A 12,235-nucleotide genomic window follows, 5' to 3' on the forward strand; every position below is an offset into this window, starting at 1 on the left:
AACCTACTTCATAACGTTTACTTTTACAGCATGCAAGTCAAAACCAAAGCCATCGTTATTTCAACCTTAAAATATCAGGAAAAATCCCTGATTGTGAAGTGTTTGACACGAACGGATGGATTAAAGAGTTATTTTGTGCCTAATGCGTTTTCGGCTCGCAAGAGTCAACAGAAAATTGGATATTTTCAGCCGTTGACGTTGTTGGAAATTGAGGCGACGCACAAAAATCAAGGCAAGCTGGAGTACTTTAAGGAAATTAGAATCAGTCAGCCGTTTGTGAGTTTGCATAATGATATTGTCAAAAGTTCGATGGCTCTTTTTCTGTCGGAAGTGTTGCATCATTGCATCAAAGAAGAAGAAAAAAACGAGGCTTTTTTTGATTATTTAGAAACGGCTTTGCTGTGGTTGGATGGCCACGATGAAGTGGTCAATTTTCACTTGATTTTATTGTTGGGAATGACTCGTTTTTTAGGATTTTATCCCGATGTGTCGCAAACAGACGCTACTTTTTTTGAATTGACAGAAGGCGTTTTTACGAACTATCACGGCATCAGTTGCCTTTCGGAACACGAAACGATTTTATTTAAAAAATTGATTGAATTAAAATTCAACAGCGAATCAAAATGCTTTGTTGCTGCTGAACGACAGGTTTTACTTAAAATTCTGTTGGATTATTATGCGTTTCATTTGGATGGGTTTAAGAGGCCGAAGTCGTTGGAGGTGTTGGGGGAGGTGTTTTCATGATGAGTTGCTGAGGTTTTTTAACTACAAATGGCACAAAGACGCTTCGCTTTTTTAATGGAACACGGATTTTGCTGATTAGCTATCGCTAACCGCTGATTTTCACAGATTTGATAGCTTCTCTATAATAGATTTTCACGGATTTATTACTAGTAAAATAAATAATCTTTTATAAAAACAAAAAAACACCCAATCAAGGATGTTTTACTATTTTTTAATGAATTAAATATTCTCCAAATTTTTATTCCTTTTATACTTCATCTGTTTGAAAAAAGAGGGAGAAAGTCCGGTAATCTTTTTAAATTGATTGGACAAATGGGCAACACTACTGTAATTTAACATAAAAGCGATTTCGGTTAAATTCAATTCATCATACAACAACAACTCTTTTACACGCTCAATTTTGTGCATAATAATATAGTGTTGAATGGTAATTCCTTTGACTTCCGAAAAAATATTAGACAAATAGGTATAATCATGATGTAATTTTTCACTTATATAATCGGAATAATTCACTTTCGGAATTTCATCAGTATAGTGAACCATCTCAACAATCACATTTTTTATCCGTTCAATTAAAATAGCTCTTTTGTCATCTAATAATTCCAGCCCGGACTTGGCTAAATTCTCTCTCAACAACTCCCATCTTTCGGGTGAGATTTCACCCAAAATTTCAACCACACCTAAATCGATATTAAGATAGTCTAAGTTCAATTTTTTCAATTCTTCTCTAACCATCATTTTGCAACGAAGACTAATCATGTATTTGATATACAGAATCATAGTTGTTTAATTTTTATCAGCAACAGTAGCGTTGCTGAGTGTGCTCATTTAATCTTCATAACCACTTTTTATTACGGTTGATATCATTTTAAATTGTTCATTGGCATTGAAATGATGCTTTGAATGGGCGGGAATTACAATTCCATCTCCAAGCTTTAACATAAGTTTTTTACCTTCTAATGTTAATTCGGCCACACCATCAATGATTTGAATGTACATATCAAACGGTGATGTTTTTTCATCTAATTCTTCGCCGGCATCAAACGAGGAAACGGTTACATTTCCGGTTGTTTTTTTTATAATTGTTCTGCTCACCACGGCATTTTTCATATATTCTATAATCTCAACTACAATATGAATTTTGGCTTTTTCTAATTCTAAATTGTCATTCGGTTTTTTCATCTTATTTTGAATAATTTTTTTGTTGACTTACAGTATTATTCCTATACAAAGGTCGACTATATTTTATCTATATGATTACAATTAATTGATTATTAATTGTATAATTACCATTTAAAGGTATAATTACCTGAAGAATACATCTTTTCTTATCAAATTACTTTGGATAATCTTACTTCGGATACTATTTTTAACCCAAAAAAACGATTTTGAGAAGAAAAGGAGACAATCAAAACGCTTCACTTTGTCTAATGGAACACGGATTAAACAGATTAGCTATCGCTAAACGCTGATTTTCACAGATTTGATAGCTTCGCTATAATGAATTGAAGCGGATTTATTACCGCAAATTTAGCAGTCATTTCAACGTCAAATTATAATCTCTAAGCACATACAATTGACTCATCACCAATTGACACATTGACACATTGACTCATTGACTCATTATATTACCATATTATCTCAAAAATCATTACTTTCGCAAATTGATTTTTTAGAACGCGAGACTATGAGCACGAAATTCACTGAATACAAAGGACTTGACTTGCCAACTGTGGCATCTGAAGTGCTTACTTATTGGAAGGAAAACCACATTTTTGAACAAAGCATCACCACCCGTGAAGGGCAACAACCGTATGTGTTTTTTGAAGGACCTCCTTCGGCCAACGGTTTGCCGGGAATTCACCACGTGATGGCTCGTGCGATTAAAGATATTTTTTGCCGTTATAAAACCCAAAAAGGATTTCAAGTAAAACGAAAAGCCGGCTGGGATACACACGGTTTGCCGGTAGAATTAGGCACTGAAAAAGAATTAGGCATTACCAAAGAAGACATCGGAAAAACAATTTCGATTGAAGAATACAACGAAGCGTGTAAAAAAACCGTTATGCGTTACACCGACGTGTGGAACGACCTAACCGAAAAAATGGGTTATTGGGTCGATATGGAAGATCCGTATGTGACTTATAAATCCAAATACATGGAGTCGGTTTGGTGGTTGTTGAAACAGATTTATGATAAAGATTTGTTGTATAAAGGTTACACGATTCAACCGTATTCACCAAAAGCGGGAACAGGTTTATCTTCACACGAAGTGAATCAGCCCGGAAGTTATAGAGATGTGACCGATACAACGGTTGTGGCACAATTCAAAACAAAACCGGAAACATTACCGAACTTTCTACAAGGTTTTGGTGCTATTCATATTTTAGCTTGGACAACCACTCCTTGGACGTTGCCGAGTAATACGGCGTTAACGGTTGGACCTAAAATTGATTATGTTTTAGTAAAGACTTTTAACCAATATACCTATCAACCAACAAACGTTATTCTAGCTAAAAATTTAGTTGGTAAACAATTCGGAAAAGGATTTTTTGTTTCAACAGAAATTTCTGATTTTGAAAATTTCAAAGAAGGTGATAAAAACATTCCTTATCAAATTTTAACCGAATGCAAAGGTTCAGATTTAGTCGGAATTCGCTACGAACAATTAATGCCATTGGTTTTACCTTATCAAAACCCGGAAAATGCATTTAGGGTAATTTCAGGTGATTTTGTGACGACTGAAGATGGAACCGGAATTGTTCACACCGCTCCGACTTTTGGTGCCGATGATGCGAAAGTGGCCAAAGAAGCTACACCGGAAGTTCCGCCAATGTTAGTGTTGGATGCAAACGGAAATCCTGTTCCTTTAGTTGATTTACAAGGAAAATTCATCCAAGGTTTAGGTGATTTATCCGGCAAATACGTTAAAAATGAATATTATGATGCCGGACAAGCACCGGAACGTTCTGCCGATGTTGAAATTGCCATTCAACTAAAAGAGGAAAATAAAGCATTTAAAGTTGAAAAATACGTTCACAGTTATCCGCACAGTTGGCGAACTGATGAACCGTTGTTATATTATCCGTTAGATTCTTGGTTCATCAAAGTAACCGAAATCAAAGACAGAATGTTCGATTTGAACGATACCATCAACTGGAAGCCAAAAGCAACCGGCGAAGGTCGTTTCGGAAACTGGTTAAAAAACGCCAACGACTGGAATTTATCCCGTTCACGGTATTGGGGAATTCCGTTACCAATTTGGCGAACAGAAGACAAAACCGAAGAAGTTTTAATTGGATCGGTTGAAGAACTGTATTACGCCATTGAAAAATCGGTTGAAGCAGGTTTCCAAAAAGAAAATCCGTTCAAAGGTTTTGAAATTGGTAATATGAGCGAAGAAAACTATGATTTAGTTGATTTGCATAAAAATGTGGTCGATGCCATCACATTAGTTTCCAAATCAGGAAAACCAATGAAACGGGAAGCCGATTTAATTGACGTTTGGTTCGACTCTGGTGCGATGCCTTATGCTCAATGGCATTATCCTTTTGAAAACAAAGAAAAAATTGATGAAGGAAAAGATTTTCCGGCTGATTTTATTGCCGAAGGTGTTGACCAAACGCGTGGATGGTTTTATACTTTACACGCAATCGGAACCTTAGTTTTTGATAAAGTTGCGTATAAAAATGTGGTTTCCAATGGATTAGTGTTAGACAAAAACGGACAAAAAATGTCCAAACGTCTCGGAAACGCCGTTGATCCATTTACCACTTTAGCCGAATACGGTCCGGATGCCACACGTTGGTATATGATTGCCAATGCGAATCCGTGGGATAATTTAAAGTTTGATATTGAAGGTGTTGCCGAAGTCAGACGAAAGTTTTTCGGCACATTATATAATACCTATTCCTTCTTTTCGTTGTATGCGAACATAGATGGATTCACGTATAAAGAAGAAGAAGTTCCATTAACTGAAAGACCTGAAATTGACCGTTGGATTTTATCCGAATTGCAAACGTTGGTTCAATTGGTGGATGAAAGTTATGCTGATTACGAACCAACAAGAGCGGCGAGAGCGATTTCCGACTTTGTTCAGGAGAATTTAAGTAACTGGTACGTTCGTTTATGCCGAAGAAGATTTTGGAAAGGCGACTACGGTACCGATAAAATTGCCGCGTATCAAACCTTATATACGTGTTTAATTACGGTTGCTAAATTATCAGCTCCAATCGCTCCTTTCTTTATGGATAGGCTTTACAGAGATTTAACACAGGCAACACATTCAGAAAATTTTGACAGCGTACATTTGGCCGATTTCCCGAATTATGTTGAAAAATATGTTGATAAATCGTTGGAGAGTAAAATGATGAAAGCACAAACGGTTTCGTCGTTGGTTTTATCACTTCGTAAGAAGGAGATGATTAAGGTACGTCAACCATTGCAAAAGGTAATGATTCCGATACTTGACGAAAATCAGCGTGCAGAAATTGAAGCAGTTTCCGACCTGATAAAAGCCGAAGTAAACGTGAAAGAAGTGGTGTTATTGGATGATGCTTCCGGTGTTTTAGTAAAGCAAATCAAGCCTAATTTTAAAGCTTTAGGCCCTCGTTTCGGAAAAGATATGGGGTTGATTGCCAAAGAGATACAGGGATTTTCGCAGGAGCAAATTAATGAATTAGATCGAGAAGGTAGCTGTACGCTTGTTATTTCGGGAAATTCAATAACTTTAACACAAGATGATGTGGAGATTTCATCGCAAGATATCCCGGGTTGGTTGGTTGCCAATGCAAACGGAATTACGGTTGCTTTAGACATTACCATATCGGATGAATTGCGAAAAGAAGGGATTGCCAGAGAGTTAGTCAATCGCATTCAAAACCTTAGAAAGGACAGTGGTTTTGAAGTTACTGATAAAATAAAAGTTCAATTGATGAGAAATGGTGTTTTAGAGGAAGCCATAATCGCAAATGAAACGTATATAAAGTCCGAAACGTTAACCGAATTGCTCGTTTTTGAAGACCATCTCGAAAATGGTACGGAAATTGAGTTTGATGATATAAAAACACTAATAATAATTTCAAAATAGATTAATATGACAGATGAAGTAGTACGATTCTCAGAAGCCGATTTGGCTGAGTTCAAAGAAATTATCCTAAAAAAAATTGAGAAAGCTCAAAACGATTTGGAACTAATCAAAAGTGCCTATATGAATGATTTGAATAACGGAACCGATGATACATCGCCAACGTTCAAAGCATTTGAAGAAGGTAGCGAAACAATGAGCAAGGAAGCCAACTCACAATTAGCTATTCGTCAAGAAAAGTTTATCCGCGATTTAAAGAATGCTCTTTTTAGAGTAGAAAACAAAACGTATGGCGTTTGCAAAGTAACGGGTAAATTAATTTCAAAAGAACGTTTGAAATTGGTTCCACATGCTACGATGAGTATTGAAGCGAAGAATATGCAACGATAAATTTTCGACATGAAATACATTATAATTTTATTCCTGATGCCTTTATTTTTAGAGGCATCTGATTTTTATAAGGTAACCGTAACATTTGAAGACGGTACGGAGCAAAGAGGTTTTGCTGAATTTCCGTATGGAAATGATAGTAAATTAAAGTTCAGAACAGAACCAAAAGCTAAAACAGAAAAAATAAGTATTGACTTGGTTAAAGGTCTTTATTTTGATACGGATGATGGCGTAGGCATTCGTTATATTACAACCAAGACCTATTATCATGCGGGATTGACAGGAAAGTTAAAAGAGTCCGAAAAAGCTTGGCTAGGACTTTGTTATGAAGGAAAAAGCAAGCTTTATTATTCTTATACTACTGCTCAGGTTCCCCGCGGAAATATGATGCATACAATGACTATCAAAAATTACTTAATCATTAATGAAAAGTATGATTTGCCCTTGTTTATTTTTAGTGAGTGGATTGGTACACCTTCTTTTGCTATGGCAAAAGCCGAATTAAAAAGAAATATGAAAAATGATTGTCCGGAATTGGTTAAACTATTGGACAAAAAAGTGATTAAAGAAAAAGGCTATGCCTACATTGGTCAATTATATGATGAAAATTGTGGAAAATAGACATTAACTATTGGTTAAAAATGAATTAGTTTTCAGAATCAATTCTTTTTACTTCGTTAATCAATCGAATCGGTTTGTTGTAAATTAATTTCATTAACATTACTTCGAGAAATGATGTATATTTTTTGTTGCCACATTCATACCACCATAAAGATTCATATAAAACGGAATCTTTTTCCATTACATTAAACCATACTTTTTGAGTATCAACTAAAATTTCTTTAGCTTGAAGAATTTTGTAACCATCGCCTGTCCAACAAATAAGTGGTTTGTGCGATGGGGTTTTGATGTAAATTAGCTTTTCTTTTGTTTCAATTTTAAATACTTCGTCATTAACCCAATTTCCCTCTTTTAGGTTGTATTGTGAATCAATATCCGTAAGTAAATCATGATTTATTGGGTTTTTCATTTCAAAACTTGTCAAAAGAATAACTACGAAAGAGACAGCAATTGGAATGAGTTTTGGATTAAAATCGGATGTACTTATTTCTGCACTCTTTGGTTTGAAATATCGCATAAGAAATAGCATAGGAACAACTTGATATACAACAAAGCAAAACAATCCTATCGCATGATGAAGAAGGTTTTCTTCAGTGCATTTTAATAGAATCAAAGCAATAATTCTGAAATAATTGGAAAGAACATTTAAAAGAATTACGATTAAACAGAAAAGTAAAATTTGAATTATTCCAAAATACCGATTTTGCTTTTTTTCTTCTATTGTTAGTAGTATTGCTCCAGTAAGTAATCCGGTTTTAAACATCGACAATCCCATGCAAGCAGTATCGATTGTTATTCTTGCTCCGTTGATATAAAAATTTACTCCTTCTACTTTATCAATTTCTATGAAAGTTTTTAACGTGTGATAGACAATATTACAGAGTGATTGTTTAATTTCTGAAGTTAAATGTTCGAAAAACTTATTGAAAACGGCAGAAAACAATAGAATACAAATAAAAGCAATGAACGAAAATTTCTTAGTTAAACTATAATAAATCAAACAAATAAAAAAAGCAATCGATAGAAAATGAAGCGATTTTGTGTGGAGTCGGAAACTGATAAATTCAAACAAAATAATTAATCCAACAAGCCAATAACTAATTTTGATGTTGGTTTTTCTGCCACCAATAAAAAATAAAATTACAGAAAAAAATATCCCAAAAAAATCATTTGAAACGCCAAAACTAATCACCTCATAATTCAGCACCAATATAAAAAGGATGACGAGAATGGCAAACGCAATTTTATTTTGATATAAAAACTTCATTTAAACCGATTGTTTTTTACTCTTTTTATAATAAACAAAAAGTACAACTAAGGTTAAGATAATTAAAACCCATTCATGCGGTTCAGGGACAGCACCATCGTTATTAATAGAAGCGTTTCCTAAAGTGTCAATGTTTTTTTCGATACCGTGTTTAGTGTAATCTTCGTCTGTTTCTAAAACAATTAAAGAAGTAATTGGGGTTACAATATTAGCATCTTGAGCTAAAGTGACATATTTATTAACTGCTAAAGAATCGTTTTGAATAGTTACTTGTTCTTCTAATACTTTTCCAAAAGCATACATTCTGTAGATGTGATTTGATCCATTGCTAGAAAGTTTCTCTAACTTTTCTTTCTTATGAATTGAAATGCCGGCTGGTTCAATATTTACCCTATTTTCATCAGTTGTAAGCGAAAGAAATTGATTGTTTTTTACTAATTTCAATGCATTTTCTAAATCTGCTTGAATAAATTCAACATATTTTTGTTCTTTAATAGTTTGCCAAAACGGGTTAATTTCTGAAGAAATATTAATTGCTTTCAACTGTTTTTGCTTAGTGCCGGATTTTATTTTATTCAAGAATTCAGAGGCTTGCAATTCTTCAAAATTTGCTGAATAGGAGCCGCTTTTGGTTATAATTAAACTGTTTTCAGATAATATATACAACGGCAATAACGAATACTGTAAATTTTCAAATTGAGTAAAAACAGTTTCATAGTTTGCTGAATTGATTTCTTCTTTTTTATTATTAATAATGACCGCAAATTTGTTTTTGCTGAGATTGACGATTTTTTTGATTTCCTCTAATGACCAATTACTGTCCAAGTCCAACACAATTTCAGATGGAATAAACGAACTATTTCCGCTTTCTATCGGATTGATTTCATACAAATTATCCTTCCAAATGAACGAACTTGAATAAGTTGAATTGCCGATAGGAAGAAAGGCTTCCCATTTATCCAATCCTTTTGATTCATTGATGTAAAAGTTATTTTTTAATTCGAAATTCTTATCTGAATCAAACTTTTCATTGCCCGAAATTTGAAGTCTGGAAAGCGTTTCAGCATTTGAAATATTTGGACCTTTTATGTTTAAACTTTGGTATTTTAATTTGTCGTTTTCCACTTTCAAAGGTGTTGTGAAACCACACTTAAAAGTTCTTGGTAAATCATAACTAACAGGGAAAACTCTAACAACCACTCTGTTTCCTTCTCGCCATTGCATTAAAGATGGATCGCGAGCTTCTATACCAACGATTTGAGTGTAAGCTTTTTGAGCTTTTTCTTTCGTAGTTAAAATACCTTTTCGTTCAACTCCATTAACCCATAATGAAAGTGATGTTGCCACCGAACCTTCCGGCAGTTGAAATGAATAAATAGCTTCTTTAGGATTCCATGTCATTTCCTCAATGGCAATATCCATTGTGATTTCGGTATAAGCGAGTCTTTCGTTGGGATAAATTTTTACGTCTTCTTTGATGTTTTTAGTAATTAAATCATCACCGCTCCACAATTGCTCTTCGGTTTCAAGCCTTTTATCAAAATTTGATTTTAAAATATTTATTCGATCATCAACACTCAATCCTGAATCTTTTGTATAAAAATAAGCCACATTCACAAAAGGATTGTGCGATTTTCGTTCATTATATTGTTTAGCAGAAAAAAAACGAAACTGTTGAGAATCAAAGAAATTCTCTGTTGAAGTATAAACCAAGTCTTTTTTAAGTAAAATTTCATTAAAAAAATTGGGCTTCAAACTTTGAGAAACGATGATGTAAGTTGGCAAATCAGTGTTGGTTTCAAATGTTTTTGAAATGGAGTGACTTCTGATTTTTTCACTTTCTTTATTTAATTGTATCGTAAAAGCAACAAAACTTAGTATAGTTAAAATTATTCCACTACTGAATGAAATAATGTTACTTTTATTTTTTGGTAAAACAGTAACCAATCTAAATGTGTGAATAACAAGCACAATGAATGGAACCAAACCATAGAACCCTAGGCCTAAAGCCAAAATCCCCACAAGAGAATAGAAGGTTAATGGCATTAAATAAATAGCGTAGTAAATGATTAATAAAATTGTTATTCCATTGATAAAAAAGGATATAGGAATAATCCATTTGTTTTTGAAATTGCTATAAATGAAAAAATTTGAAAAGCAAAATAAAAAAGTAAGTACATAAACCCAAACCGGTAAGTTTTCAAAAATATTAATGAGTACATTGGTACAAAAACATCCGATAAACCAATTTAAAATCAAGAAAGGAACCAGATGGATAAATTCTTCTCTTTTTCTGATTAGTTTAAAAGAAACAATAACACCATAAACCAATCCAACAAATAAACTAAAAACACATAACGTTTGCATGGCATCGTTGTTAATTCTTAGCCCGATAAGAGCGATTGTAAGCATACATATTCCCAAAACAGTTACAGCAACACTCGATTTAACCCCAATTCGATTAAAATAATTTCTAAAATTTTCCAGATTGATTCCCATGTTTAATGTTTTTAAAGTACTTTGAAAAACAAAGTTAATTAAATATTTATTACAACCTAATTTTTTTTAATTTTTTATTCTGAGTAGATTTGATGTTAATGAAATTATGAGTTAAGCTAAATAAGAACTTTTAAATTCCTAAATGTATAACCACAAAAAACCCAAATAGTAGTCGACTATCTGGGTTAATTTTGAACGGTAATTAGTATTAATTATTTTATCAATTTCTAAAATTCACAATTTTTATGTTGGATTCAGGTGTAAATTAAAAATTCACCACACTCATCACTTCCAACGTATGATTTTCTCCATAATTATATTGGATGATTTTGTTGATTCCAACGGCAATTAAATGTGTATCTAAAGCAATCACATCTTTAACTTCATCTTCGTAGGTGTTTTCTAAGGTTAATTCAGTTGAATTTGTAGCATCAAAAACGTTCAAATTTCCATCGGCACACACATATAAAACATCATTTCTAATTCCCAAACCAAACGGCTGATTCAGTAAATAAGTTGAAATTAAGGTTGGATTTTCAATAGTGGTAATATCAATTACGTTGACTTGGTCTTCAATTGAACCACAATTTGAACCTCCACGAACAGTGATATATGCCGTATTTCCATGAACAACCACAGGGTCACAAGCTGTTGCATGAGCAAAACTAGAGACAAAATAAGGATTGAATTCGTCAAAGGCATTCACAATATACATTCCGTTAGTTGAACCAATAAAAAGAAATTCTTTTTGTTTAAATAAAGTTTCAAATACACCACCACCCAACCATTCGTTCATATAGACGGTTTTGTCATAAAAAGTTTCAGTAGGATTGGAGATGTTGAAGACTTTTAAATTATACGATTCAACCGTATATAAAGCATTGTTGTTAATTTGGAATTTGGCATACGAGCCACCGGTTCCCACATTCCCACCGCTAACACTTTCAAAATTTGCCAACGCATCATCCGCCCAAAAGATTGCATCACCAGTAGGTCTTTCACGATTTTCAATTCTAAAGCCAACCATTATTTCCCCTTCAGATGGATTTACATCGTATGCATAAAATTCTGCATCATCAGGATAAATAGGATAGAAGGAAATTACATTTTCGGCTACTCTAACCACATTGATGTTGTTTATGTCAGAAATATCAAAAACAACCAAATCCACAAAATTATCAGCATACAAATAATTGCCTTTTACAGCAATATCATGCACGCCTTCTAAATTGATGAAAGCCGTATTTTGCGGACTTGAAGGATTTGAATTATCAAAAATGTGAATTCCGGATTCTTGAGCTACATAAAAAAGCAGGTTTTCTGCAATGTAAATTTTTCCGTCCGCGTTGGTTTGTTGTGCTGAAGTCACCGAAATGTTACTTCGTAAAGCATCCAATGATTTAATTACAGGAACAGCAAATTTAGCCGTATCTGTTGATTTGTCATCTTCTTGATTACAACTCGCAAAAAAGGTCACAAACAAGGATAAGCAAAGTAGTTTTAATGTTTTCATTATCAGTTTGGTTAGGTTATACAAATGTAATAACAGTTGTGTACAATTGAGATGCAAAATCTAAAAAAGGTTGCATGAAATGCTAAATATTGTTTAAAGTTTTGTCCTCTTGTTC

At 33.5% G+C, this 12,235-nt stretch carries 9 protein-coding genes; 4 read left to right on the top strand and 5 right to left on the bottom strand.

Going from position 1 to position 12,235, the window contains the following annotated elements:
- Window positions 1-30: 30 nt before the first annotated feature.
- Window positions 31-744: a DNA repair protein RecO gene (recO, locus tag B4N66_RS04880; RefSeq protein ID WP_291092769.1), complete on the top strand. Its 714-nt coding sequence runs from the start codon at window positions 31-33 to the stop codon at window positions 742-744.
- A gap of 219 nt (window positions 745-963) precedes the next feature.
- Here the strand turns inward: recO and B4N66_RS04885 are convergent, their stop codons facing one another.
- Entirely contained in the window at window positions 964-1,524 is a 561-nt protein-coding gene (locus tag B4N66_RS04885) for a helix-turn-helix domain-containing protein (RefSeq protein ID WP_291092771.1), read from the bottom strand.
- Between the two features lie 48 nt (window positions 1,525-1,572).
- The gene (locus B4N66_RS04890) at window positions 1,573-1,926 is read right to left on the bottom strand and encodes a cupin domain-containing protein (protein WP_291092772.1); all 354 of its coding nucleotides are present in this window, start codon (window positions 1,924-1,926) and stop codon (window positions 1,573-1,575) included.
- 505 nt (window positions 1,927-2,431) lie between these two features.
- Between B4N66_RS04890 and ileS the strand changes: the two genes are divergently transcribed.
- Genes ileS through B4N66_RS04905 form a run of 3 tightly spaced genes read left to right on the top strand, consistent with a single transcriptional unit; the run spans window position 2,432 to window position 6,841 of the window.
- Window positions 2,432-5,833, top strand: coding sequence for an isoleucine--tRNA ligase (gene ileS, locus B4N66_RS04895; protein WP_291092774.1), 3,402 nt, complete (start codon window positions 2,432-2,434; stop codon window positions 5,831-5,833).
- Between the two features lie 6 nt (window positions 5,834-5,839).
- Window positions 5,840-6,220, top strand: coding sequence for a TraR/DksA family transcriptional regulator (locus B4N66_RS04900; RefSeq protein WP_248436497.1), 381 nt, complete (start codon window positions 5,840-5,842; stop codon window positions 6,218-6,220).
- 9 nt (window positions 6,221-6,229) lie between these two features.
- A complete protein-coding gene (locus B4N66_RS04905) occupies window positions 6,230-6,841 on the top strand; it encodes a hypothetical protein (RefSeq protein WP_291092777.1) in 612 nt (203 codons plus the stop codon).
- 25 nt (window positions 6,842-6,866) lie between these two features.
- Here the strand turns inward: B4N66_RS04905 and xrtN are convergent, their stop codons facing one another.
- The 3 genes from xrtN to B4N66_RS04920 form a co-directional block, all read right to left on the bottom strand.
- Window positions 6,867-8,108, bottom strand: coding sequence for an exosortase N (xrtN, locus tag B4N66_RS04910; RefSeq protein WP_291092779.1), 1,242 nt, complete (start codon window positions 8,106-8,108; stop codon window positions 6,867-6,869).
- Window positions 8,109-10,607 carry an XrtN system VIT domain-containing protein gene (locus B4N66_RS04915; RefSeq protein ID WP_291092781.1) on the bottom strand — a complete coding sequence of 833 codons (2,499 nt, stop codon included), beginning with the start codon at window positions 10,605-10,607 and terminating at the stop codon, window positions 8,109-8,111.
- Window positions 10,608-10,872: 265 nt separating this feature from the next.
- Window positions 10,873-12,120: an LVIVD repeat-containing protein gene (locus tag B4N66_RS04920; protein ID WP_291092783.1), complete on the bottom strand. Its 1,248-nt coding sequence runs from the start codon at window positions 12,118-12,120 to the stop codon at window positions 10,873-10,875.
- Window positions 12,121-12,235: the final 115 nt, after the last annotated feature.

It is taken from the genome of Flavobacterium sp. UBA2787 (genome assembly GCA_002352205.1).
GTDB lineage: Bacteria > Bacteroidota > Bacteroidia > Flavobacteriales > Flavobacteriaceae > Flavobacterium.